At 72.3% G+C, this 23,643-nt stretch carries 24 protein-coding genes; 14 read left to right on the top strand and 10 right to left on the bottom strand.

Annotated features, from left to right (window positions below):
* Positions 1-22 precede the first annotated feature (22 nt).
* Entirely contained in the window at positions 23-781 is a 759-nt protein-coding gene (locus ACZ6S5_RS15005; RefSeq protein WP_466000701.1) for a MerR family transcriptional regulator, read from the top strand.
* Between the two features lie 43 nt (positions 782-824).
* Positions 825-1,109 carry a putative quinol monooxygenase gene (locus ACZ6S5_RS15000; protein ID WP_466000700.1) on the top strand — a complete coding sequence of 95 codons (285 nt, stop codon included), beginning with the start codon at positions 825-827 and terminating at the stop codon, positions 1,107-1,109.
* A gap of 94 nt (positions 1,110-1,203) precedes the next feature.
* Here ACZ6S5_RS15000 and ACZ6S5_RS14995 read toward each other — a convergent pair whose 3' ends face one another.
* From ACZ6S5_RS14995 to ACZ6S5_RS14980, 4 genes are all read right to left on the bottom strand, one after another.
* Complete coding sequence (locus tag ACZ6S5_RS14995; RefSeq protein ID WP_466000699.1) at positions 1,204-1,485, bottom strand: type II toxin-antitoxin system RelE family toxin; 282 nt, start codon at positions 1,483-1,485, stop codon at positions 1,204-1,206.
* Positions 1,482-1,751 carry a type II toxin-antitoxin system prevent-host-death family antitoxin gene (locus ACZ6S5_RS14990; protein ID WP_466000698.1) on the bottom strand — a complete coding sequence of 90 codons (270 nt, stop codon included), beginning with the start codon at positions 1,749-1,751 and terminating at the stop codon, positions 1,482-1,484. The genes ACZ6S5_RS14995 and ACZ6S5_RS14990 overlap by 4 nt, the downstream gene beginning before the upstream one ends.
* Positions 1,752-1,843: 92 nt before the next feature.
* Positions 1,844-3,355, bottom strand: coding sequence for a GntP family permease (locus tag ACZ6S5_RS14985; RefSeq protein WP_466000697.1), 1,512 nt, complete (start codon positions 3,353-3,355; stop codon positions 1,844-1,846).
* 24 nt (positions 3,356-3,379) lie between these two features.
* A complete protein-coding gene (locus ACZ6S5_RS14980) occupies positions 3,380-4,921 on the bottom strand; it encodes a gluconokinase (protein ID WP_466000696.1) in 1,542 nt (513 codons plus the stop codon).
* A 55-nt stretch (positions 4,922-4,976) separates the two neighbouring features.
* On the opposite strand from ACZ6S5_RS14980, the gene ACZ6S5_RS14975 reads away from it, so the two are divergent.
* Positions 4,977-5,129: a hypothetical protein gene (locus tag ACZ6S5_RS14975; RefSeq protein WP_466000695.1), complete on the top strand. Its 153-nt coding sequence runs from the start codon at positions 4,977-4,979 to the stop codon at positions 5,127-5,129.
* A 67-nt stretch (positions 5,130-5,196) separates the two neighbouring features.
* The gene (locus ACZ6S5_RS14970) at positions 5,197-6,366 is read left to right on the top strand and encodes a hypothetical protein (RefSeq protein WP_466000694.1); all 1,170 of its coding nucleotides are present in this window, start codon (positions 5,197-5,199) and stop codon (positions 6,364-6,366) included.
* Between the two features lie 3 nt (positions 6,367-6,369).
* Here ACZ6S5_RS14970 and ACZ6S5_RS14965 read toward each other — a convergent pair whose 3' ends face one another.
* Entirely contained in the window at positions 6,370-6,798 is a 429-nt protein-coding gene (locus ACZ6S5_RS14965; RefSeq protein ID WP_466000693.1) for a VOC family protein, read from the bottom strand.
* 160 nt (positions 6,799-6,958) lie between these two features.
* On the opposite strand from ACZ6S5_RS14965, the gene ACZ6S5_RS14960 reads away from it, so the two are divergent.
* A complete protein-coding gene (locus ACZ6S5_RS14960; protein WP_466000692.1) occupies positions 6,959-8,263 on the top strand; it encodes a hypothetical protein in 1,305 nt (434 codons plus the stop codon).
* On the opposite strand, the gene ACZ6S5_RS14955 is transcribed toward ACZ6S5_RS14960, so the two are convergent.
* Complete coding sequence (locus tag ACZ6S5_RS14955) at positions 8,251-8,835, bottom strand: hypothetical protein (RefSeq protein WP_466000691.1); 585 nt, start codon at positions 8,833-8,835, stop codon at positions 8,251-8,253. The two genes, ACZ6S5_RS14960 and ACZ6S5_RS14955, sit on opposite strands and share 13 nt — an antisense overlap.
* A 127-nt stretch (positions 8,836-8,962) precedes the next feature.
* A complete protein-coding gene (locus tag ACZ6S5_RS14950) occupies positions 8,963-10,168 on the bottom strand; it encodes a low temperature requirement protein A (protein WP_466000690.1) in 1,206 nt (401 codons plus the stop codon).
* Positions 10,169-10,360: 192 nt separating this feature from the next.
* Between ACZ6S5_RS14950 and ACZ6S5_RS14945 the strand changes: the two genes are divergently transcribed.
* Positions 10,361-11,530, top strand: coding sequence for a phosphotransferase family protein (locus tag ACZ6S5_RS14945; protein ID WP_466000689.1), 1,170 nt, complete (start codon positions 10,361-10,363; stop codon positions 11,528-11,530).
* A gap of 1 nt (position 11,531) precedes the next feature.
* Here ACZ6S5_RS14945 and ACZ6S5_RS14940 read toward each other — a convergent pair whose 3' ends face one another.
* On the bottom strand, positions 11,532-12,392 hold the full coding sequence (locus ACZ6S5_RS14940; RefSeq protein WP_466000825.1) for a GyrI-like domain-containing protein: 861 nt from the start codon (positions 12,390-12,392) through the stop codon (positions 11,532-11,534).
* A 133-nt stretch (positions 12,393-12,525) separates the two neighbouring features.
* Between ACZ6S5_RS14940 and ACZ6S5_RS14935 the strand changes: the two genes are divergently transcribed.
* The 4 genes from ACZ6S5_RS14935 to ACZ6S5_RS14920 all read left to right on the top strand — a co-directional run bounded on the left by ACZ6S5_RS14935 (position 12,526) and on the right by ACZ6S5_RS14920 (position 18,194).
* Positions 12,526-15,969 (top strand): NACHT domain-containing protein, encoded by a 3,444-nt coding sequence (locus tag ACZ6S5_RS14935; RefSeq protein WP_466000688.1) that lies wholly within the window; start codon positions 12,526-12,528, stop codon positions 15,967-15,969.
* A gap of 47 nt (positions 15,970-16,016) precedes the next feature.
* On the top strand, positions 16,017-16,391 hold the full coding sequence (gene yidD / locus ACZ6S5_RS14930) for a membrane protein insertion efficiency factor YidD (protein ID WP_466000687.1): 375 nt from the start codon (positions 16,017-16,019) through the stop codon (positions 16,389-16,391).
* Positions 16,392-16,557: 166 nt separating this feature from the next.
* A complete protein-coding gene (locus ACZ6S5_RS14925; protein ID WP_466000686.1) occupies positions 16,558-16,725 on the top strand; it encodes a hypothetical protein in 168 nt (55 codons plus the stop codon).
* A gap of 89 nt (positions 16,726-16,814) precedes the next feature.
* Positions 16,815-18,194, top strand: a complete 1,380-nt coding sequence (locus tag ACZ6S5_RS14920) for a hypothetical protein (protein ID WP_466000685.1) — start codon at positions 16,815-16,817, stop codon at positions 18,192-18,194.
* Between the two features lie 57 nt (positions 18,195-18,251).
* Here the strand turns inward: ACZ6S5_RS14920 and ACZ6S5_RS14915 are convergent, their stop codons facing one another.
* Both ACZ6S5_RS14915 and ACZ6S5_RS14910 read right to left on the bottom strand, forming a co-directional pair.
* Complete coding sequence (locus tag ACZ6S5_RS14915; RefSeq protein WP_466000684.1) at positions 18,252-18,986, bottom strand: YqjF family protein; 735 nt, start codon at positions 18,984-18,986, stop codon at positions 18,252-18,254.
* A 114-nt stretch (positions 18,987-19,100) separates the two neighbouring features.
* Positions 19,101-19,589 carry a hypothetical protein gene (locus ACZ6S5_RS14910; RefSeq protein WP_466000683.1) on the bottom strand — a complete coding sequence of 163 codons (489 nt, stop codon included), beginning with the start codon at positions 19,587-19,589 and terminating at the stop codon, positions 19,101-19,103.
* A gap of 579 nt (positions 19,590-20,168) precedes the next feature.
* On the opposite strand from ACZ6S5_RS14910, the gene ACZ6S5_RS14905 reads away from it, so the two are divergent.
* The 4 genes from ACZ6S5_RS14905 to ACZ6S5_RS14890 all read left to right on the top strand — a co-directional run bounded on the left by ACZ6S5_RS14905 (position 20,169) and on the right by ACZ6S5_RS14890 (position 23,549).
* Positions 20,169-21,425: an RNA polymerase sigma factor gene (locus tag ACZ6S5_RS14905; protein WP_466000682.1), complete on the top strand. Its 1,257-nt coding sequence runs from the start codon at positions 20,169-20,171 to the stop codon at positions 21,423-21,425.
* A 68-nt stretch (positions 21,426-21,493) separates the two neighbouring features.
* A complete protein-coding gene (locus ACZ6S5_RS14900; protein ID WP_466000681.1) occupies positions 21,494-22,144 on the top strand; it encodes a DUF998 domain-containing protein in 651 nt (216 codons plus the stop codon).
* A gap of 1 nt (position 22,145) precedes the next feature.
* A complete protein-coding gene (locus ACZ6S5_RS14895) occupies positions 22,146-22,517 on the top strand; it encodes a YciI family protein (RefSeq protein ID WP_466000680.1) in 372 nt (123 codons plus the stop codon).
* Between the two features lie 123 nt (positions 22,518-22,640).
* Positions 22,641-23,549 carry a methyltransferase domain-containing protein gene (locus ACZ6S5_RS14890; protein ID WP_466000679.1) on the top strand — a complete coding sequence of 303 codons (909 nt, stop codon included), beginning with the start codon at positions 22,641-22,643 and terminating at the stop codon, positions 23,547-23,549.
* Positions 23,550-23,643: the final 94 nt, after the last annotated feature.

Below are 23,643 nucleotides of genomic sequence, written 5' to 3'. Positions count from 1 at the left end.
TGGTCGCGGAAGGGAGGGAACCATGGCGTACACGGTGGGTCAGGTGGCCCGGGCGGCCCGGGTGACCGTACGGACGCTGCACCACTACGACGAGATCGGGCTGCTGTCGCCGAGCGGGCGCAGCCCGGCCGGCTACCGCCGCTACGACGACGCCGACCTGGAGCGGTTGCAGCTCATCCGCGCCTACCGGGAGCTGGGGTTCCCGTTGGAGGAGATCGCCGCGATTCTCGACGACCCGGGCGGGGACCCGTTGCCGCACCTGCGGCGGCAGCACGACCTGCTGACCGGGCGGATCGGGAAGCTGCGGGAGATGGTCGCGGCGATCGAGTTCGCGATGGAGGCGAGAAAGTTGAACATCCAGCTCACACCCGAGGAACGGTTCGAGGTGTTCGGGGACTTCGACCCGGATGAGCACGCCGAGGAGGCGGAACGGCGCTGGGGCGGCACCGATGCGTACCAGCAGTCGACCGAGCGGGCCGGCCGGTACACGAAGGAGGACTGGCTGCGCAACAAGGCCGAGAACGAGGACTGGGGGCGGCGGATCACCGCGCTCATGGACTCGGGCGCGCCGGCCGACGGGCCGGAGGCGATGGCCCTCGCGGAGGAGCACCGGCAGCTCATCAGCCGCTGGTTCTACGACTGCTCGTACGAGATCCACACCGGGCTGGCCGACATGTACGTGGCCGACCCGCGGTTCACCGCCTACTTCGAGCAGATCCGGCCGGGCCTGGCCGCGTACCTGAACGAGGCGATCCACGCCAACGCGATCAGCCGGGCGTGACCGGGCGCGGCTGGCAGGATGGGGCTCAGCCACGGGAGGTCAGATGATCATCGTCGCGGGCACGCTCTATGTCGACCCCGCCGAGCGGGACGCCTACCTGGCCTCCTGTGTGGAGGCCGTGCAGGCGGCCCGCTCGGCGCCGGGCTGCGTCGACTTCGCGGTCAGCGCGGACCTGGTCGAGCCGGGCAGGATCAACGTGTACGAGCGCTGGGAGAGCGACGAGCAGTTGCTGGCCTTCCGCGGGTCCGGCCCGAGCGAGCAGCAGGTGGCGGCGATCCGCGGCGCCGAGGTGCACAAGTTCCGCATCTCCCGCGTCGAGGCGCCCTGACCCGTCGCGGTCGGGCCTGGTCAGCGCCAGGTTGGTGGATAGTCGTACCCGGGCATGATCGGTGGTAGCCACGTCCGGCGGGTCCCGATCATTGTTATAGGGCGTTGTAGATGTCGCTGCGGTGACCGAGGTGGAGCACGAGAACGAGTAGCTCTTGATCCCGGATGGTGTACACGATGCGGTAGTCGCCGACCCGAATGCGCAGCAGGCCGGGATTTCCGGTCAGGGCTTTGACGCTGGCGGGCCGGGGTTGGGTGGCCAGGTCGGCGATGGCGGCGACGAGGCGGGCTTGCACGGGGCGATCGAGCTTGCGCAGCAGCTTGGCGGCGGCCCTGTCGATGTGAACGGTGTAGGCCGGTGGGGTAGGCGTGCTCACAGGCCGAGTTCGTCGCGCAGTTCGGTCAGCGGGATCGGGGTATTGCCGGTGTCGATGCGGGTCAGCGCTTCGCGGGCGGCGCCAACGTCAGCCGCGTCTTCGGCGCGTTCTATTGCCTCGGCCAATTCGGCCGGCACGATGGCGGCCAGTCGTTGCCCGCGCCGGGTGACGTAGGTGATACGCCCCGCGTAGTGGGCGCGGGAGACGACGTCAGCGAGGCTGTCTCGGGCGTCGGAGATCGGAAGTTCGGCGGCGGGCTCGCTCATTCTCCAATTGTACAACTCGTACGATCCGTACGCCTGTGATCGGTGGTCGTTGCGTAGCGGGTGCCACCCTGGCAGCGCGGCACCCGCCGCCGTCACAACACCAGGTCTAGCAGGAGGACGCCGGCGAAGCCGACCACCGAGATGATCGTCTCCATCACCGACCAGCTCTTGATGGTCTGCCCGACGGTCAGCCCGAAGTACTCCTTGACCAGCCAGAAGCCGGCGTCGTTGACGTGCGAGAAGAACAGCGAGCCGCAGCCGATCGCGAGCGCCAGCAGCGCCACCTCCGGCTGGTTCAGGGTCGCCGCGAGCGGCGCGACGATGCCGGCGGCGGTGATGGTGGCGACGGTGGCGGAGCCGGTGGCGATCCGGATGCCGACCGCGACCAGCCAGCCCAGCACCAGCGGGGAGATGTTCGCGCCCTTGGCGGAGTCCGCGACCAGGTTGCCCACCCCGGCGTCGACCAGGACCTGCTTGAAGCCGCCGCCGGCGGCCACGATCAGCAGGATGCCGGCGATGGCCGGCAGCGACCCGCCGAGGAAACCGGAGACCTGGGAACGGCTGAACCCGGTCCGGTAGCCGAGGAAGATCATCGCGAAGATGACGCCGGCCAGCAGGGCGACGATCGGGGTGCCGATGATGTCCAGGGTCTTGCGGCCGGCGGTGTCCTTGTCGAGGGTCAGCTCGCCGATGGCGCGCAGCAGCATCAGCACCACGGGCAGCAGCACGGTGACCACGGCGGCCCAGAGCGCGGGCGCCCGCCGGGGCCGCTGCCCCTCGTCGATCGGCTCGCCGGGACGCCCGGTGCCGGGGTTGACCAGGTCGTCCTCGGTGACCAGGTCGCCGTCGGCGTCGAGCCGGCCGCCGGCCGGCGTGGTGGGCCGCCTGGGGTCGGCGACGGCGAGGGGCCGGCGGGTGGGCAGCAGCGCCTCGGGGGCGGTGGCCGGCACGTAGCGGGCGATGAAGTTGCCGAAGACCGGGCCGGCGATGATCACCGTGGGGATGGCGACCAGCAGGCCCAGGGCGAGGGTCTGGCCGAGGTTGGCGCCGAGGGCGTCGATCGCGACCAGCGGGCCGGGGTGCGGGGGCACCAGGCCGTGCAGCACGGAGAGGCCGGCCAGCGCCGGGATGCCGATCTTCATCAGCGGCACGTCGACGCGGCGGGACACCAGCAGCACGATCGGCACCAGCAGCACCACCCCGACCTCGAAGAAGAGCGGGAGGCCGATCAGCGCGGCGACGCCGGCCATCGCCCAGGGCAGGGCGCCGCCGGTGACCCGGGCGACCACGCGTTCCACGATGCTGTCCGCGCCGCCGGACTCGGCGAGCAGGCCGCCGATCATCGCACCGAGCGCGATGAGCAGGCCCACGCCGCCGACCGTGGAGCCGACGCCGGCGCTGAACGAGGTGACGATCTTGTCGGGGGTGATGCCGGCGACCACGCCGAGCACCGCCGCGCCGAGGATGAGGGCCAGGAACGGGTGCACCTTGCCCCAGGCGATGAGCAGCACCACCGCGGCGATGCCGAGCAGTGCGGCGACGACGAGTTGGGTGTGCCCGGCGTTGGTGAGTGGTCCCGCCGGTGCGGCGAGCAGTGTGACCACGGCAATCACGACCTTCGGTCAGTGTCACTGAGGAGGTGCGGTGGGTGGTGGTTCCGGCGGCAGGCTGGGCGCCAGCCGTCGCAGTGACGCGAACGTCGGCACGAGCGCGTCGTACAGCTCGGAGAAGAGCGGCAGCAGGGCCGCGTAGGTGGCGGCGGCGGCCGGGTCGGGGCGTACCGTTTCCTCGATCTTCACCAGGTCGGCGGCGACGTCGATGGACTCGATCAGGCCGAGCGCCTGCATGCCCAGCAGCGCCGCCCCGAAGCTGGAGCCCTCGTGGCCGGCGGGGAAGCGGACCGGCACGCCGAGCGCGTCGGCGAGGATCTGCCGCCACAGCGGGCTGCGGGCGAAGCCGCCGCTGGCCCGGACCTCGCGTACCTCGTTGCCGGCCGCCTTGACCGAGGTGAGGACCAGGGCGAGTTGCTGGCAGACGCCTTCCAGCGCGGCCCGGACCAGGTGCTCCCGCCGGTGGCCGTGGGTCAACCCGACGTACGCGCCGCGCGGCAGCGCGCTCCAGTGCGGGGCCCGCTCGCTGAGCAGGTACGGCAGCATGATCAGCCCGCCGGAGCCGACGGGCGCCCGGGCGGCCAGGTCGAGCAGTTCCTCCTCGGCGTGCTCGCCGAGTTCCGGGGCGAGCGCCTCGCCGGCCCACTGGAGCACGATGCCGCCGTTGTTGATCGCGCCGCCGACCACCCAGCGCTGCTCGGTGAGGGCGTAGCAGAACACGCCGCCGAGCGGGTCGACGCCGGGGCGTTCGACCATCACCCGCATCGCGCCGCTGGTGCCGATGGAGCAGGCCACCTCGCCGGGGTGCACCGCGCCGAGCCCCAGGTTCGCCAGGGGGCCGTCGCCGGCGCCGACCACGAGCGGGGTGTCGGCGGGCAGGCCGGTGGCGCGGGCCGCCTCGGCGGTCAGCCCCGGCAGCACGTGGGTGGTCGGGACCAGTTGCGGCAGTTGCTCCTCGGTGATGCCGGCGATGCCCAGCGCCTCGGCGTCCCAGGCGAGCCGGTGGATGTCCATCAGCCCGGTGGCGGAGGCGACCGAGTGGTCGGTGACCAGCGCCGCGGCCAGCCGCAGCAGTACGTAGTCCTTGATGCTCACCCAGTGCGCGACGCGTTCGTGCAGCTTGGGCTCCTGCTCGGCGTACCAGACCAGCTTGGGCAGCGGGGCCATCGGGTGCACGGGGGTGCCGGTGCGCCGGTGCAGGGCCAACCCGGACGGCGTGGCGCGCAGCCGTTCGGCCTGGGCGCTGGCCCGGGAGTCCGCCCAGGTCACGGAGGGGGTGAGTGGAGTGCCGTCGGCGTCCAGCCCGATCAGGCTGTGCATGGCGGTGCTGAACGACAGGCCGGCGACCGGTTCGTGGAGCTGCTCCACCACCGCCCGGACCGAGCCGACCACCGCGTCGAAGATCAGTTGAGGGTCCTGCTCGGCGTACCCGGGGTGCGGCTCGTCGAGGGGGTAGCCGATCGAATGGACGGCGAGCTGGCGGCCGCCGGTGTCGTACGCGACCGCCTTGGTGCTGGTGGTGCCGATGTCCACCCCCACCACGACGGCGGTCCCGCTCACCGGTCCACCTCCTCGTGAGGGCCGCGGTGCCCCGCGACTGCGTGAGGACCAGGGCGTGACCGCCCTGCGGCTGACGTTACCGAGGGTGGAAGGCGCTCGCATGGCGAAGCGGGAGCCGTCGCCGGCGCGGGAATCGACGCAGCGTATTCCGCCTATCGTGCGGGTCAATCAGCCGATCGGTCAGATTGGTGACTTCCGCGTGTCTTGATCCCCCTCTGTCGCAGTTGATGTGAATGACACCCCGATTGGTGGGCTCGCGCGGCGGAGGAGTCGGCGTGGCGAAGACTGATTCGACGGGTTCCACTTGGCGCTACCGGTGGGCGCACCGGGAGAACGAGCGGCGGCTGCGGTCCTTCCGCGCGGCCGACGAGGCGTGGCGACGAAGAGACGAGGAACTGCGCCGGCTGCGTACCCTCGCCGGGTCCTTCCACGGCACGGTCGACGCGGGCGTCGGACTGCCGATGGAGCTGCCCCCCGGCGAGGTGGTCTTCTGGACGCTGCCCGCCGCGCAACTAGTCGAGGTGCGGCACACCGCCGTGCTGCCCGCCCCCGAGCTGCTCGTCGACCCCGAGCCGCCGGCGGCGCGCCCGCGCCGCCCCGACGGGGTGAAGGTGGTCGACGCCGGGCTGGCCGTGCTCACCAACCGCCGGCTGGTCCTGCTCGGCGGGCGGGGGCGCCGCGACTGGACCTACGGCCGGATGACCGGGCTGTCCCACGAGCCGGGCGCGCCGGTGACGCTGATCCAGGTCCTGGACCGGCGGCGCACCTCCGGGCTGCTGCTGCCCACCGGCGCGGTCGCCGACTTCCGGTTCAAGCTGACCCTGGCCTTCGCCGACGCCATCGAGCAGCGGGCGGCGGTGGTCGCCCAGCTCGACGAGCTGATCGAGGAGCACACTGCGGCCCGGCCGGTCCGCCCGGCGATCCTCACCCCGGCCCAGGCCCACCTGTCCGCGCTGGTCCCGGGCGGCCGGCGGACCGTCGCCGCCGGCGCGGCCCTCGCGCTGATCGTGCCGGCGATGCTCTTCGAGTCCGACCCGCCGGTGCGTCCCGGTTCGGAGATCGCCTCCGCCGCGACTCCGGCGGCGACCACCCCGCCCGCGGCCCCGCCGCTCGCCCCGGTCGTGCGGATCGACCAGACCACCGCCCCGAAGCCGCACCGCAGCCAGCCCACCCCGACGGCCTCGCCGTCCCAGGAGGCCGCCCCGCGGGCGGCCGGCGAGCGGCGGTGCGGCGCCCCGGTCAACCCCTACGGGTACGACTTCTGCGGCGGCTCCCGCATCCGCGAACCGGCCCACGGGGTCTGCGACTGGTTCGACTGCGTGCCCGGGTTCTGGTCCGGCCGCGGCTGGCTGGTCCAGTGCCGCGACGGCACAGTCAGCCTGACCGGTGGGCAGCGCGACGCCTGCGCCGGGCACCAGGGCTTCCGCCGTACGGTGTGGACCTGACGCTCAGCCGAAGTCGGGGACGGTCAGGGTGCCGTCCTCGGCGAGCGGGAAGCCCGGGTTCCAGGCGATCTCCCACAGGTGACCGTCCGGGTCGGTGAAGCAGCCCGCGTACCCGCCGTAGAAGGTGTCCCGGGCCGGCCGGGTGACCGTCGCCCCGGCGTCGGCCGCCCGGTCCAGGATGCCGTCGACCTCCGCGCGGCTGCGTACGTTCTGCGCCAGGCTCACCCCGCCGAACCCGTCGGCGCCCCGGTCGGCCAGGCCGGCGTCGTCGGCGAGCCTGTCCCGCCCCCACAGCACCAGCGCCAGCCCGCCGGCCTGGAAGAACACGGTCTCCTCGATCTCCTGGCCCCGCCACCCGAGCCGCTCGTAGAAGGTGCGGGCCCGGGCCAGGTCGGCCACGCCGAGGGTGATCAGGCTGACGCGCTGCTCCATGTCGTGTGACCGTACCGGGCCGGCCCCTGGTTCGACGTCGCCTCCACCGATCGGTCAGCCGGAAAGAGCCGAAACCCGTCGATGCGCGGGCGTGTCCTTCCGGGACACGCCGGGTTGTACCAGGTGGACGCGGAAGCCCTTCATGATGCGAGGCGGCCCGGTGACGGCGACGGACGGTGGGACCCGCGGGTGGCGCGCCCGGTGGGTCGGGCGGGAGAACGAGCGGCGACGCACGGCGTACGACGCCGCGCTGCAGGCGTGGCGCCGGCGCGACGAGGAACTGCGCCGGTTCTACGCCGAGGCCGAGGAGCCCGTCCCGCGGGCGGAGACAGCGGCGGGACTGCCGGTGGACCTCGACGACGACGAGATCGTGCTGTCCGTGCAGCCTGCGGCGGAGCTGGTCGAGGTGACGGCGCGGCACACCGCGGACCTGCCCACCATGGAGTTGACCGTGGTGCCCGCCGAGGCCGCCAGCAGGTCGCGCCGGCTCCCGAAGGGCGTCAGCGTGGTCGACGCCGGCCCGGCGGTGGTGACCGACCGCCGGCTGATCCTCGCCGGGCGCCACGGGCGCCAGGAATGGCCGTACGCCGGGCTCGGCGGGCTGGCCCACCATCCCGAGGAGCCGTTCACTCTGCTGCACGCGCAGGGCCCGGGACGGATCCGGGGGGTGCGGGTGCCGCCGGCCGGGGCGTCCGCCTTCCGGCTCCGGCTCACCGTGGCGTACGCCCGGGCGACCGCAGCCCACGTGGCGCTGCTGGACCAGCTCGACGACACGATCGTCGCGCACTGGCACGAACGGCCGCCGACCCCGGCGCCGGCCACGCCCGCCGACGCCCCGGTGACCGCCCGGCTCGTCCGGCCGGCGCTGGTCGCCGCCGCCGCGGTGGCCCTCGCCCTCGCGGCCGTCGCGAGCGTATTCCACGGTGCCGTGCCGGACCGGCCGGTGGTCGGGATGGAGGTGGACCGGGGCGCCGGACCGCAGGTGACGGACCCCGCTCCTCCGTCATCGTCCACCGGCCTCGGTGCGCCGGTCAGTTCCACCGCACCGCAGGCCACCGGACCGGCGACGCCCGGCCAGTCCCCGGCTGCCGGCCCCACCTCCACCACGGCCGGTACCTCGGCCGCGCCGGGGGCTCCGACCGGTGGCGCCGCCTCGGGCCGGCCCACGCAGCCGGCGCCGACGGCGACCGGCCGTCCCTCGCGGAGCCCGACCGCCTCGCCGAGCCCGACGCCGACCGACCGCTGCGGGGCGCCGGCCAATCCGTACGGCTACAACTACTGCGGGGGCACCCTCGTCTACGACCCCGCCGCGGACGTCTGCGACTACTTCTCCTGCACCGCGAACTTGTGGGACGGCAAGGGTTACCTGGTCCAGTGCGAGGACGGCCTGCTCAGCCGGACCGGCCTGCCGGGCGGCCCGTGCGCCGACCACGGCGGCACCCGCCGCTCGCTCTACGTCGCCTGAGCTCCGCCCTCGACGCCGGTCGACCGGAGCGGGAACAGCCCGGCGAGGACCAGCGCGGCCCCGATCGGCAGCAGGTCCAGGTTCACCGCGATCGCCACGAACCCGACCAGCACCAGCACCGGCCCCCAGGCCGGGAGCAGCCGGGCCGCGACGGCCCGGAGCAGCAGCGCCAGCAGGCCCAGCTCGAACAGGGCCGGGCCGCCCAGCAGCACCGCGTCCGGCGGCGGCACCGCGTCGGCGAAGCGCGGGAACAGGTCGCCCAGGATCACCCAGACGAAGGCGGCCGCACCGACCTGCCCGGCCACCGCGGCCACGTCGTCCACCACCCGCAACCGGGGCGATCGGGTACGCAGCACCCGGCGCAGCCCGACGATCACCGCACCGAACGCGACGATGCCGAGCAGGAACAGGGTGTGCCCGAGGTTCCACGCCCAGGCGCCCTTGTCGCTGTGCCCGTCGAGGCGGTCGAGCGTGCGCAGGAGGCCGTAGCCGAGCAGCAGCAGCGCGGCGGTCACGGCCACCGGCCGCAACCAGGGCCGGGTGGTACGCATCGGTGTGTCGATGATCGTCATTGCTTCAGCCTCGCCGCCCGGCCGGCCGGAGACATCCGGGGCCAACCCGTACCCGTCCCGGACCGTCCACCCCCGATCCGCCTCGGGGGCACCGGTCGCTGCCCGGCGCGATCGCCCAGCTGTGGCGCTACCCGGGCCGGTTCGGTTCGCCGGGCAGCGGCGGGTTCGGTTCACTCGGGCGCAGGCGCCAGGAGATGGTGTCCGAGACGGCGATCGCGGTGAGGACGACAACGGCTACGCCGGCGATCAGGATCGGTGACAGGAACGCCACCACGGGTGACAGCACGACGAGCAGGAGCAGACCGACCACCCGGGACACGGCGACCTTACTGAACGACAGGTAGTCGAGCCGGGCACGGCCGGCCAGGTAGATGGCGGGTCCGCACAGGATGACGGCGGACCAGACCAGGTTGGCCTGGGCGAGCGGATGGGCGATGACGATCTCGTCGCCAACCGAGCTGAGCACGATGCCGCCGGCCATGAACAGATGGGCGTACGAGGCGGACCGGCTGAAGACTGCCGGCGCGGCGCTCGCCGCGATCGCCGCCGGGAGGAGCAGACCCGCGCGGTAGAAGTAGATCCGCCACAGCAGGGTGGTGATGGCGAACGTCAGCACGAAGGCGATCAACCGGTCCCGCTCGAACCCGTACGTGGCGAACTTCCCGCCCGATGCCAGGATCGTCTCACCGAACGCGATGATCATGACTTGTTGGTAGCGTTCGGCGAGGTGCTCCGCGGAGACCGCCTGTGTGGTGATTCGGGCCGGGCCGAGCCTGGGCAGCCGGAAGTCCAGCCGGCTCATGGTGTAGCCAAGGGCCGCCGCGAGGAGCCATATCACCACCCTGGTGGTGCCCTGGGTCAGTGCGCCCGCGATCCACAGCACTCCGGCGAAGCAGTTCCAGATGAGCTGCTGCAACGAGCCGATCGCCGCCTGTTGGCGGCCGCGCAGCGCGGTCGTGACGAAGAGAGCCCGTCCGACCTGGATGCTCACGTATGTGGCGGCGAAGATCATGCCGTCCCGGCCGAAGGCGGTGGGCGACGCGGCCGCCATGATCAGGGTGCCGAGCATGATCGGGATGATCACGAGTTGGATCGCGGGCTGGGCGGGGTTGAGGCGGTCCGTGGTCCAAGCAGTGAAGATCCAGACCCACCAGAACGCGGCGAGCAGGATCACGGTGTGCAGGGCGCCGAGCCAGGTGAGGTCGGTGAACAGGGTGTGCGACAGCCGGGTCAGCGCGAAGACGAGGATCACGTCGAAGAAGAGCTCGACGTAGGTGGCGCGCTGCGGCTCGGCGTGATTCCGCAGCAGGTCGCTCGTGTTGCCGGCGGTCATCGGCACGCCCGTTCTGTCAGTTATGCCGCATCTATGCCGTCAGTCGTACCACGCGCCGCGCAACCCGGGCCCTTCTGCCGGGAATCCAAGCGGGTCGACATGTCCCGAACCGGCCGCACCCGCCGGGCACGCCCCTGGCTGCCACCAGAAACCCCGGTGCACGTCGAGGAACACCGCACTATCGTCCCGCCCGTGTCCCGCACCGTGACCCTCGTCCTGGTCGACCCCGCCGGCCGCCCGCTCGGCGCCCTGCCCGCCTTCGACGTGCCCGAGCCCTGGTGGCAGCAGGTCGGCGCGATCGTCGACGAGGCCCGCCACCGGTACGGCGTCGACGTGGCCGTGCTGCGGCTGCTCGACGCCGACCGCCCCGAACCGCCCGGCGGGCGGCTCACCTACCTGGCCGAGGTGGCCGCGCCTCCGGCCGTACCCCTGGCACCGGTCACGGTGGACCTCGCACCGCACCCGCTGCGCGCCCCCTGGGCCGAGCCCGGCGGCCCGGCCGCCAGCCTCGCCTGGGCCACCGCCGAGCTGGCCCGGCACGGCCGCCCGGTGACCGCCGTCGCCCAGCACCGCACCTGGAACCTGTCCGCGATCTGGCGGCTCGACGGCCCCGACGGCAGCGCCTGGCTCAAGCAGGTGCCCGCCTTCTTCCGGCACGAGGCCGCCGTGCTGCGCTGGCTCGCCACCGCCGCGCCCGACCTCGTGCCGACGCTGCTCGCCGCCGACGACGCCGGCCGGGTCCTGCTCGACCACATCCCCGGCGAGGACCGCTACGCCGCCGACCCGGCCGAACGAGCCGCCATCGCCGTCGCCCACCACACCGTCCAGCTCCGCGCGGTCGGCGACGCTGGACGGCTGGTCGCCGCCGGCGTACCCGATCTGCGCGGACCGGCCCTCGCCCGGTGGATCCGCGACCGGCTGGCCCCGCACGACACCACGGTGGTGGCCGACCTGCTCGCCGGCCTTGACGACCGCCTCGACCGGGTCCGCGACTGCGGGCTGCCGGACACCCTCGTCCACGGCGACCTGCACCCGGGCAACGTGCGCGGCGACGGCCGGCGGGCGACGGTCATCGACTGGGGCGACGCGTTCGTCGGGCACCCCGCCTTCGACATCCTGCGCCTCACCGAGACCCTCGACGAGGCGACCGCCGGGCCGCTGCTCGACGCCTGGGCCGCCCGCTGGCGGGCCGACGCGCCCGGCAGCGACCCGCGTCGGGTCGTCGACCTGCTCCGCCCGGTCGCGCCGCTGCGGATGGCCGCCGTGTACGCGATGTTCCTGGCCGGCATCGAGCCGAGCGAGCACCCGTACCACCTGGGCGACGTGCCCGCCTGCCTGAAGCGGGCCGCCGCCCTGGCCTGACTCACACCTTCCGCACCGGGATCCACAACTGCGCGTCGGCGGTCCGTCCGTCCGCCGCCACCCGCACCCGCGACATCTCCGGCCCGGGGCGGCTCTCGTACGGGTTGGACGGGAACCACTGGGTGAACACGTCCCGCCACAGGTGTTGCAACGCCTGCGGGAACGCGCCCGAGCTGCGGAACACCGCCCAGCCGCCCGCCTCGACCGGCAGGCTGTCCAGGTCCGCCGGCACGTCCGAGCCGGTCACCACCCCGTGCCAGTAGTCCAGCTCGGTGCCCTCCGCCCGTGAGCCGGCCAGGTCGTCACTGACGTTGACGATCCCGCGCGGCTCCTGGTCCGACAGCGCCTCGATCCGGCGTACGGTCTCCGGCTCCAGGCCCCGGATGAATGCCACGATGTGCGGGTTCATCCCCTCGTGGACCAGCGGCACCCGGGCCTTCCGCCCGGCCAGGCGGAACGCCTCCTTCGCCACGATCCGGTACTCCATGCTGGCGCTCCCTTCGACGACGAGCCGGAAGGACATCCGGGCCTGGGCGCGCAGGCTCGCTCCCGTACGCCGGGCCTCCTGCGGGCCGACCCCGTGCACGGCGCGGAACGCCCGGGCGAACGCCTCGTTCGAGCCGTATCCCCAGCGCACCGCGATCTCCAGCAGCGACGCCTCCCCGGACAGCACCTCCGCCCCGGCCACGGTCAGCCGGCGGCGGCGCACGTACTCCGACAGCGGCATCCCGGCCAGCGCCGAGAAGAGCCGCCGGAAGTGGTGCTCCGACACGCACGCGATCCGCGCCAGCCCGGCGACGTCGAGCGGCTGGTCGAGGTGGCGTTCGAGGTGATCCATGGCCTGGTTGAGCCGTTCCAGCACCCGATGCTCCTTCCTGGTTTCCGCCATCGACGCTAGGGGCCTGCAAGCATGCCGACACGATTCTGCCGAGCTTGATTCAGTCGGTTCCGAGCGACCGTGGGACGCCCTCCCTCCACTTTGTCCACTAGCCTCGGTGGCGCTCGACACGAGATGGCGCGACCGGGGAGGCCGCTTGTCCGGACGATCCAAGATCACCTATCAGCAGGCGGTTAAGCTGCTGGCACGGGACGACAAGCTTATTTCCGCCCTCGATCGGACGCTCGGCGGCATTCTTCTGGGGGCCGCGCCCTTCACCGCGGGTGCCTCGCTGGCCTTCATCGACCCGAAGACGGAGCTGATCACGCTCCTGCGCGAGCTGACCGGCACGGCCCCGGCACGGATCAAGGCCGCCACCGGGAAGCACCACTACGAGCTGCTCGAGGCGACGCACACGGTACTGGGGCTGTCCTGCTTCTTCGATGCCCTGCAGCACGAGCTCGGTCCGGACTTCGACGGCCTGGAGCTGACGGACGCCGATCGGCTCCGGCTTGCCAGGATCCAGACCCCGGGACGAAGGGCGCTGACCGGTGAACTGAACGGCGGGGACTTTCCCATGCCCTCCGCAGCGTACGGGTTCGCCGAGAACCAGGCCCGGGTACGCGCCCGGTTCCGCAGTCTCTTCGAGGCGACGGCGTCCTTCTGCGAGGGCCTCGCCGCCTGGGAACGAGCGACCGCCAAGCGAAGTGTTGCGCAGCTCGACAACGCCGTCGTCCGGCGCGCTGGCAACTCCTACCGGGAACGGTTCGTCCGCCTCGCCACCGATCTCCCGGAGTTCGCTCTCTGGGTCGTGCTCGACGAGCACGCCGCGACGCGCAACGCCCTCGACGCGGCCGTCGAGCGTATCCAGGCGGGCGCGACTGACACCCTGCTGGATCTGCACCGGCTGCTCGCAGACGCGGTGCGGGACACCAGCCAGGTTCGGGACATTGAACGCAAGATTTCCCGCAAGACCCTGGCCGTTCTACGGGATCCCCTGTGGCGTTCAGAGGCACCCGGCCTGACATTCCCCACCGTCGACGAGGGGTTTGTCAGCCCGCGCTTCCAGCTCGCGGTCGTTGACGAGGACGCGGCACCGGCGGACGAGGGCTGGTGGCATGAGAAGCCGCAGCAGGACAACCTCGCCGAGTTCCTGGCCCGGTACGTCGCCGATCCGGAGAGCGCCTTCCGGCCTCTGGTCATCCTCGGGCACCCGGGCGCCGGCAAGAGCCTGCTGACCGAGATCATCGCGGCGCGCCTGCCCCCAGCGGCCTTCACGCCCGTCCTGGTCCGGCTGCGGCGCGTCGACGCCGACGCGGAGCTGCACCAGCAGATCGAGACCGCCTTGGAGTCCATCACCAGGGAGCACATCGCCTGGGGCCGGCTGTGCCGGGACTCCGCCACCACGAAAGTCGTCATCTTCGACGGCTTCGACGAGCTGATTCAGGCCACCGGGGCCACCCAGTCCGGCTACATCGAAAAGATCGCGCGGTTTCAGCAGGACGAATGGGCCGACGGCACGTCCGTCATCCCCATCATCACCTCCCGCACCCTCGTCATGGATCGGGTACGTATCCCGCACGGCGCGGTCCTGATCAAGTTGGCGATGTTCTCCGACGAGCAGGTGGAGCGCTGGGTCGACAAGTGGAACGGCGCCAACGCTGACAATCAGGGCTTCCGCCGGCTGTCCGCCGATGAGCTTGTGCACCACGGAGACCTAGCCCGCCAGCCCCTACTGATGACCCTGCTGGCCATCTACGCCGCGGAGAGCGGCGTCGAGCGCCTCGACAACGAGGAGCTTTCAGGCGCCGAACTGTACCGACGCCTGCTGGACACCTTCATCAGACGGCAGGTGACGGAGAAGGAGGAGACTGAACTCAGTCCGCAGGAGCAGGCCCGGCGGGAGTTCTTCCTCCGGCGCGACCTCGCGATTGCGGCTTTCGCCATGTTCAACCGAGGCCAGCAGTTCATCACCGAAGACGAGCTGGGGCGGGATCTCACTGCGCTGGCCCCGGCCGTCGAAAGTTCGTCCCGCACCGGCTTCGCCGAGCCCTTCAGCCGCGCCAAGCGGACCGTCGCCGCGTTCTTCTTCATCCACATCGCTCATGCCGATGAGCACGCGGAGGGTAAAACCCGCCGGACGTACGAGTTTCTGCACGCGACCTTCGCCGAGTATCTGGTGGCCGAGTACGCGGTCCAGCTGCTGAGCGACCTGGCCGAGGACCACCAGCGCCTCTGTGCCCGGATGTCCACCGACCGGCTCGACGACCACCGCTTCCGGGCGCTGCTGTCCCACCAACCGATCCTCCGGACGCAGCCAATCGTCGACTTCGCCGCCGAGTTGATGGTCCGTCGGGCCGGCGAGCAGGGAGACTACCGCGACACCCTCTGCGACCTCCTCGCCCGCTGTCGGGGCCGCAAGGCGATCGACGGTATCGAGGCTTACGAACCAACCCCCTTCGACCCGGTACGCCGTCTCGCCGCGTACACCGCGAACCTGGTGACCCTGGCCTGCCTGGCGGAACCGGACGGCATCCCGGTGTCCGACCTCTCGGTCTCCGCGCCCTGGCCCGACACCGTCGCGCTGTGGCGGGCTGGCCTGGGCCTGGAGGCGCAGGAGCGGGTGGCCCGCGTGCTGCGGCTCGGAAATGACGGCGTGGTGTCGCTGGCCAGGAGAACGGACGTCGACGTCGTCATGCTCGGATTGGCGGAGAAGACCGCCCGGCTGGCTGGGAACGTCGCGGAGGCCTCGTACGCCGGCGTCGGACGCACCGCCTGGTTGCACGGCGAACCGGAGACCCACGAGGACCACGAGCTGCACAGCCTGGTGGTGCAGCTGATGACGATTCGCTGGCCGGTACCGGTCCTCGACCGGTTGACACCGTTCGACGAGCAGCTCTACGAGCAGGTTCTGAACACTGTCGAGCGGCGGGATGATCCGATGCCCGCCGCGACGGCCCGGGTCCTGCTCAACTGCCTCATCGAGGATGGGCTATCCATTCACCCGGAGTTGTCGAAGGCCCTGATCGGGCATGCCCTGGGGGCGGTGGACGTCGCACTGACGTACACCGTCGCCGCCATCTTGGCCCGACTTGATTATCTGCGACAGGACGACCACCTCATCGATCTCCTTGTCGCCGAGAATTCAGGCGACCCGCTGCAGGTCCTCCTGGCCCTGCGCCTGCTTCCGCGGCTTGATCCGCGGCGGGCGGAGCAGATCCGCGAGTTCGTCACATCGGCGATGGGGGGGATCACCGCCGACTCCTTCGTCCCGTCGAACGTCTCCGCCGAGATGGTCGCCGCGTTCGCGGAGGCGTCGGAGCTGGCAAAGGAAGCTGCACTGGGCCTGCTGTTGACGCTTGCCGATTTCGAAGCCACCGTTTGGCGGCAGATCCGCCCCGCCGACCTGCTCGCCTTCCTGTCCAACCATTCCCTGCTGGATTTGGATGGCGGAGAGGATCTGACCCAACCGCTGCAGGCCTACCTGCGCGAGTGGCAGCGGGACGTGTCACCGACGATGGACGTGCTCGTCAGGGAGCTGACGGACCTGGCCCGGCAGTGACCAGCATGCGCGGCGAAGCGCTGGCGCGGGTGTCGCACCATGGCGTCGTGATCAATCTGAAGCGGAAGCGGCACCACAAGAAGAAGCACAAGGACTGGTGCGACTGCGACGGCTGCGACTGCGACGGCCCGGACTGCTGCGACTTCGGCCTCTTCTCGTTCCTGCTCACCCTCGGCTCGGTCGCCGCGGGCGCGGTACGCACACCGGGCGTGGACCGGGCCGGTCGGGCCGCCATCCTCGGTTACCGGCGGTGGCTGTCGCACCGCTGGCCCGGCCGGTGCCGCTACACCCCCACCTGCAGCGCCTACGGCCTGGCCGCAGTGGAGACGTACGGTCTGGCGGTGGGCGGGCGGACGGCCGCCGAGCGGGTACGCCGCTGCAAGCCGCACGTGCCGCGCGGCACCCACGATCCCCTGCGCTGACCCGCCCTGGCGGCGGCGCGGATGCTCGGCTGGCAGTTTGCGGCTGATCGCCGTCGTGCTCCGATGGCACGTGTGACGACGAGCACAGTGACCGCGTGCGGGACGGGTCGTTGGGCGGGAGAGCGATCGGGCGGCGGAGAGCGCGCCGCGACGGGGGAGGCGAGTGATGGTCGAGCACGCCGGCTGGGGGCAACTGCGTGAACGCCGCATGGGCGAGCCGGACGCCGAGGCGGCGTACGAGGCCGCCCGGATCGAGTTCGAGCTGAGGCAGGCGATCCGGGAGCTGCGGCGTCGCTCCACCCCGGTCGTGTTCCGCCGTCCGGGCCGCCGCTGACCGCGCCGCCGGCTCATCGCCGTGTCCTGTGGCCGCTTCGCGGGTTGTACCGGGTGCCAGCGAATGATTCTCGTGAAAGGCGGCCCCGGGTGACCCATTCGGACAGGACCGGTAGCGGTTGGCGGGCGCGCTGGGCCAGGCGGGAGAACGCCCGGCGGCGACGCGCCCACGAGGACGCCGTCGAGGCCTGGTGCCTGCTGGGCGTACGCCTGCGGCGGCTGCGGGCGGCCGCCGAGGAGTCGCCCGTGATCCACCCGGCCGTGCCCGTGGACCTCGCCCACGACGAGACCGTGGTCGCCGCCCAGCCGTCGACCGGGCTGGTCACCGTACCCAGACACGCCGGCCTGCCCCCGGCCGAGCTCTCCGCGATCTCGGCCCTGACCCCGGAGGCCGCGCCCCCGCTGCCGGCGGGCACCCGGGTGACCGAGGCCGGCACCGCCGTGATCACCGACCGCCGGATCGTCCTGATCGGACGGAAGCGGACCCGCCAGTGGACGTACACGGAGCTGGGCGGCCTCACCCACCACCCGGGGGTGCCGGTGACCCTGCTGCACGGGCCCACCGGTGCGCTGGTGGCCGGCCTCCGCGTGCCCCGCGGCGCGGCGGCGCACTTCCGGCTGCGACTGACCCTGGCGTACGCCGAGGCGACCGGGCAACGGAGGGCCGTCCTCGCCCGGCTCGACGAGGCCGTGGCCACCAACCGGCGGACGCCCCCGCCGGTGCCGGTGCTGGTCAGCGCCGCGCACGCGCCCCGGTACGCCCGCCTCACCCACGCGGTGGTGGCCGCCGGCGCGGCAGCCGTGTTCGTCGCCGTTGCGGCGCTCGCCGCGACGACCGGCCCGGACCCGGCCCGCCGCCCGCCCGCCGCCCTGCCCACCGGCGGTGGCATCACCGTCGTGCCCACCGACGACGCCGGGATCGGACCGGCGGCCAGCGGCAGCCCGACGGGCGAGCCGGTGCTGCCGGCCGGCCCCGCCCCGAGTCCGGGAGCGGCGGGCAGCGCCGGCGGCGAACGGATGCTGCCGCCAGATCACCGGGTGCCCCATCCGGTGCACCGGGCCCCCAGCCGGACGCCGCGGACCGGGCCGCCGCCCCGCCCGGTCCCCACCCCGAGCCCCGCCGCTCCGAGCCGTACACCACGGCCGTCCCCCTCCCCGACGGTCGCGCCATCCCCGACCCCGACGGTGGTGAACCGGTGCGGGGCACCGGAGAATCCGCTCGGCTACACCTACTGCGGGGGCGCGCTGGTCCACGAGCCGGCCGCGGACGTGTGCCGCTGGTTCACCTGCGTGGACGGGTTCTGGGCCGGGCACGGCTATCTGATGCGGTGCGGGGACGGCACGGTCGGCATGGTGGGCGGGCGCTACGGCACCTGCCCGGACCGCGCCGGCCGGAAGGAACCGGTCTACGGAGCCACGGCCGACCTGGCCGGCGCCGTCCTCGTTCCCGCCGCCTACGACCTGCTCTGACCGTGCGGGTGGCGGGGTCAGCGGTGGTGAGCTGGCGGCGGGCGTGGGCAACACCTGTCAACGCAGGAGCACCGGTCCGCCAAAGACGACCGGGACGCCGGGGGAGTAGAGCACGCTCACCGGCGGTCCCGGCATCGACGGCAGCCCGGCGGCGGTGACCAGCTCGTCGTCCAGGTGCAGCAGTTCAGCCCGGTGCAGAGGCCACTGTGGATGCCAGTTCGGCAGGTGCAGCGTGCGCCCGTACGCCCGGGTGTGCAGCCCCCAGCGGGCGGTGAGGAAGTGGTCCACCGGCGTCGGGTCGGCGATCGGCTCGCCGACCCGGACCTCGATGCGGCTGGTGGCGCCGGCCGGGCCGGGCCAGCGGCGCCGGCAGCGGTAGGTGAGGCGGTCGCCGTCGCGGTCCAGCCGCATCGCCGACCATTTGTACGGCAGCCGCAGGCTCAGCTGCGCCACCAGCACCGGCACCAGCCGGGACGCGTCGAGCGAGCGGAACACCACCGCCCGCCGGCCGGTGCCGTCGACCGAGTAGAGCCGGACGTTGGTCTCCCAGAAGGTGCCGAAGTACGGCACGCCCGGTCCCCGGCCGAGGCCCAGGCCGACCATCCGGAAGCCGATCAGGCCGACGTAGGTGACCCCGTCGAGGGTGTCCGGGCGGGTGCCGGCGGGCAGCAGGGGCGCCACGTGGTCCGGGGCCACCGCCCAGTGCAGGAAGGTCAGGTCCTGCCAGCGTTGCCGCAGCGTCGCCCACGGGAACGTCCGCGTGGGCGCGGCGTCGACCGGCTCGATGTCCACCCGTCCATCGTGCCCGGTCGGGCCGGCTGTCAGGTATCGGCGTTCCAACTCCGGACAAGCAGTCAGCGAGCCGGCGGCGGCGTCGGCCCGAGCCGACCCGGGTCCACCCGGCCATTACTTGCCGGACCACGACCAGAGGTAGGTGAGGTCCATAATGTAGAACTGTTCCAGGTATCCGCCGGACGCGTTGTGCCCGCCCGCCTCGACCCAGTCGAAGTTGCACCTGACCCAGGTGCCGTAGCCGTGGTTGTTCCGGCAGAGGCGGTCGCTGACGCCGTTGTCAGAGCCGACGTAGCCGATCGCGGCGTAGCCGTCGGCCCTGCCATCCCTGACGTAGACGTAGTCGCCGTCGTAGTCGACGCAGACCGACGTGGATCCGTAAGCGGAGCTCGTCGTCATGCATTCGCCCTGCACGAGCCCGGCGTCCACGCCGGTCTGGCAACTCACGTAGTCGTACTCGCATGTCTTGTAGTAGTTGTCTTCGGCCATGGCCGCGGACGGCAGGGCGAACACCGCGACCATGGCGGCCGTGAGTGTGCAGGCCACGCTGCGCATGAAGGTCCGGTTCGGCTTGCGCCGCAGTCGATCGGTGAGTGTTCTCAAGAGGAGCGTCCGTTCTGGATCCGTGCGTCGCGCTCTGCGATCGCTGGACAATATACGCAGGGCCATCGCGTAGTTGAGCAAAGGCTCTGAGCAGGGATTGCGAAGGGTGAGTGGCCTTTGTGGAGGCCTGCGGAGGCGGGTGAGGCCGCATAGGTGACCATGGGGCTCTCTGCGCCTCACGATCCCGAGGACCTCACCCGCCCGTGGCAGTTGAAGACATGCGCGCGATCCGGCTGCGGCGTGGCTCGTGCGCGAGGACCGCCTCGGTCGGTGGCGTGTCGGCGACAGCCGTGAAGATCACTTAGGGCTGCGGGCCTTCGCCCCGGCTCAGGCAAGAAACGCCAGGAGATGCCGAACGGTCTCGTCGGGTGCCTCCTCCGGCAGGAAGTGCCAGCAGCACCGGCGGCCCGCTCCCACCACGACGCCCGTGGACCGTGCTGTCCGTGGTGGGGACGTCGAACACCTCGAAACCGTCGAACACCGGATCCGCCCCCTCGCTCGCCCGGTTCAACGACCGGGACGCCGGACGGCTGTCCACCGGTCCTTGAGAACGTCCGACCCGGCTGCTCTGATGGCCCCATGCAGGAGGCGGAGGCGCGGCGCACCGTCGAGACGGTGTGGCGGATGGAGGCCGGGCGGGTCGTCGCGGGCATCGCGGGGATCGTCCGCGACGTCGGCCAGGCCGAGGAACTCGCCCAGGACGCCCTCGTCGCCGCCCTCGAACAGTGGCCGCGCGACGGGGTGCCGGCCAACCCCGGGGCGTGGCTGGTCACCGTCGGCAAGCGCCGGGCCGTCGACGCGCTGCGCCGCAAGCAGACCCAGCAGCGTACGCTCGCCGAACTCGGCCGGGACCTCGACGAGCACGTCACCCCCGACTTCGACGCCGCCGTCGAGGACCACATCGAGGACGACCTGCTGCGGCTGATCTTCACCGCCTGCCACCCGATCCTGTCGCCGATCGCCCGGGCCGCGCTCACTCTGCGGCTGCTGGGCGGCCTCACCACCGGCGAGATCGCCCGGGCCTTCCTCACCTCCGAGTCCACGATCGGGCAGCGGATCACCCGCGCCAAGCAGACTCTCGCCACCGCCAAGATCCCGTTCGAGGTGCCCGGCCCGGCGGAACGCGCCGAACGCCTCGACTCGGTCCTCGAAGTGGTCTACCTGATCTTCAACGAGGGCTACTCGGCCACCGCCGGCGACGACTGGATGCGCCCCGCCCTCAGCCAGGAGGCGCTGCGCCTGGCCCGGCTGCTGCAGGGGCTGATGCCCGGCGAACCCGAGGTGCACGGCCTGGCCGCCCTGCTGGAGATCCAGGCGTCCCGCACCCGCGCCCGCACCGGCCCCGACGGGGCGCCGATCCTCCTGAACGACCAGGACCGCAGCCGCTGGGACCAGCTGCTCATCCGCCGCGGGCTGGGCGCCCTCGGCCGGGCCCGCACCGATCACCCCGGCCCGTACGCCCTGCAGGCCGAGATCGCCGCCTGCCACGCGCGGGCGCGTACCCCGGAGGAGACCGACTGGGCGCGGATCGCGACCCTCTACGCGGACCTCGTGCGGCTCGTGCCCTCACCGGTGATCGAGCTGAACCGGGCGGTCGCCGTCGCCCAGGCCCACGGCCCCGCCGCCGGCCTGGAGCTCGCCCGCGAGTTGGCGTACGAGCCGGCGCTCGAGCACTACCACCTGCTACCGAGCGTGCTCGGTGACCTGCTGTTCAAGCTCGGCCGGCACGACGAGGCGCGGGTCGAGTTCGCGCGGGCGGCCGAGCTGACCGGCAACGCCCGGGAGCGGGACCTGCTGCTCGCCCGGGCCGCCGACTGCGGCCCGGAAAAATCTTGAAAACTGATGTCGGATCCGGGCCATCCCGATCGACGCGTCAGCGAGACACCGTTGACGAGGAGATCGAGATGACCAGTACGACGATCACCCGGGCCGGTACGACACCGCGCGTGTCGACCGCCACCCTGCTCACCGCCGGGGCCGCCGCCGGGCCGCTGTTCCTGGGGCTGGGCCTCGCGCAGGCGTTCACCCGGGACGGCTTCGACCTGAGCCGGCAGCCGCTCAGCCTGCTCACCCTCGGCGACCTCGGCTGGATCCAGATCGGCAACTTCGTCCTGTCCGGGCTGCTGGCCCTGGCCGGCGCGATCGGCCTCCGGCGGGCGCTGCGCTGCGGTCCGGCCGGTACGTGGGGGCCGGCGCTGGTGGCCGTCCTCGGTGTCGGCCTGATCATCGCCGGGGTGCTGCGCCCCGACCCGAGCATGGGCTGGCCGGCCGGCGCGCCGGAGGGCAACCCCGAGACGATGAGCTGGCACTCCTACGGCCACGGGGTCGGGGCGATGCTGTCCTTCGGGTCGCTCACCCTCGCCTGCCTGGTCTTCGCCCGCCGGTTCGGACGGGTCGGGGCAAGCCTGTCGATCCTCGCCGCCCTGGCGACGGTCGCCGTCATGGCCTGGCCGGACCAGGACAGCATCAGCGTCCGGATGGCCGTCGGCTCGTTCTTCATCTTCGCCTGGCTCACCGCCGTTTCCCTGCACACCATCACCGAGAGGAACCACTGAGATGCGGTACATGCTGATGCACAAGCTGGACGAGGCCGTGCCCGGCACCTTCGAGCCGAGCCCGGAGTTCCTGAAGCGGATGGGCGCCTACATGGAGGAGGTGTCCCGGGCCGGCATCCTGCTCGCCGCCGAGGGGCTCTGCAAGAGCAGCGAGGAGTCCGCCCGGATCACCGCCACCAAGGGCAGGACCACCGTCACCGACGGGCCGTTCACCGAGACCAAGGAGCTGATCGCCGGTTTCGGGCTGATCGAGGTGCGGTCGAAGGAGGAGGCCGTCGAGTGGGCCAAGCGGTTCGTCGACGTCTTCACGCAGAGCGGCATCGACGTGGAGGTCGACGTGCGGCGGGTCAACGAGGGCCCGCACGAGGGCTGACGCACGCGGATCGGGGAGCCGGTCACAGTCGGCTCCCCGACCTGGTTGGCTGGAGCCAGGCTGTGTCTGGTTTCATCCCGTGTCGCGCTGACACAGCACGCGGTCGGGCGTGAGGATGTGGGCATGAGTTCATCGCAGCCCGTCGTCGATCCCGGGCCCGAGCCGGACACGACCGCGGGCGGCCCGGTGAATACTGCTGGCGCGCGGTCCAGGCCCCCATCGCCGGACTCCCCCGGGTCTTCCCCGGATCACCGCTACCTGCTCGACAACGCCCGGGTGGAGGCGGGCGAGCGGTTCACCTGGCTGGCCGAGCTGTTCGACGGTGTCACGCGTGGGCACTTCGACCGGCTCGGAGTGAGGGCGGGCTGGCGCTGCTGGGAAGTTGGTGCCGGAGGCCCCAGCATTCCCGAGGCACTCGCCACGGCCGTCGGACCAACCGGTTACGTGCTGGCCACGGACATCAATCCGGCCTGGTTGGACCCGCACGGCGGGTACGAGGTGCTCCGGCACGACATCGTCGGGGACCCGCCGCCGCAGCCAGGCACGTTTGACCTGGTACACGCGCGGCTCGTGCTCGTTCACGTGCCCGACCGTGCCCGGGCGTTGGCGACGATGGTGGCGGCGCTGCGGCCCGGCGGTTGGCTATTGGTAGAGGACGCCGACACCGAGCTGCAGCCGCTGGCCTGCCTCGATGAGGTCGGCCCGGCGCAGCGGCGCGCCAACCGGCTGCGGCGCGCCGTCCGGGAGTTGATGACCCGCCGCGGCGCCGATCTGCGCTACGGCCGTACGCTGCCGCGGGCGTTGCGTGCGGCGGGACTGGTCGATGTCACGGCGGCCGGCTGCTTCCCGGTCGGTGGGGTAGCCTGCGACCGCCTGGAGACCGCGACGGTGCGCATGCTCCGCGCCGAGTTGCTCGCCGCAGGGCTGGCCAACGACGTCGAGATCGACGCGCACCTGGCCGCCGTCGATGCCGGCGAGCTCGACCTCACCCTCGCGCCGCTGATCTCGGCATGGGGACGCCGCCCAGGCTAAGGGCTTGCAGATGAATAACACGCTGTCTTGATCATCTCGTGCTGGCTGGCTGGTTGGCGAGGAGGTCTGCCACCGGTCCCGGCGTGGCGACGGG

It is taken from the genome of Micromonospora sp. NPDC051924, from assembly GCF_055586005.1.
This window is presented reverse-complemented; position numbering and strand designations above follow the sequence as displayed.

Coding starts and splice junctions, on each gene's coding strand:
- ACZ6S5_RS14925 (WP_466000686.1), top strand. CDS start 16,558: ATGGTCGAGCACGCCGGCTGGGGGCAACTGCGTGAACGCCGCATGGGC.
- ACZ6S5_RS14950 (WP_466000690.1), bottom strand. CDS start 10,168: ATGACCGCCGGCAACACGAGCGACCTGCTGCGGAATCACGCCGAGCCG.
- ACZ6S5_RS14890 (WP_466000679.1), top strand. CDS start 22,641: ATGAGTTCATCGCAGCCCGTCGTCGATCCCGGGCCCGAGCCGGACACG.
- ACZ6S5_RS14955 (WP_466000691.1), bottom strand. CDS start 8,835: ATGACGATCATCGACACACCGATGCGTACCACCCGGCCCTGGTTGCGG.
- ACZ6S5_RS14895 (WP_466000680.1), top strand. CDS start 22,146: ATGCGGTACATGCTGATGCACAAGCTGGACGAGGCCGTGCCCGGCACC.
- ACZ6S5_RS15000 (WP_466000700.1), top strand. CDS start 825: ATGATCATCGTCGCGGGCACGCTCTATGTCGACCCCGCCGAGCGGGAC.
- ACZ6S5_RS14900 (WP_466000681.1), top strand. CDS start 21,494: ATGACCAGTACGACGATCACCCGGGCCGGTACGACACCGCGCGTGTCG.
- ACZ6S5_RS14990 (WP_466000698.1), bottom strand. CDS start 1,751: ATGAGCGAGCCCGCCGCCGAACTTCCGATCTCCGACGCCCGAGACAGC.
- ACZ6S5_RS14965 (WP_466000693.1), bottom strand. CDS start 6,798: ATGGAGCAGCGCGTCAGCCTGATCACCCTCGGCGTGGCCGACCTGGCC.
- ACZ6S5_RS15005 (WP_466000701.1), top strand. CDS start 23: ATGGCGTACACGGTGGGTCAGGTGGCCCGGGCGGCCCGGGTGACCGTA.
- ACZ6S5_RS14905 (WP_466000682.1), top strand. CDS start 20,169: ATGCAGGAGGCGGAGGCGCGGCGCACCGTCGAGACGGTGTGGCGGATG.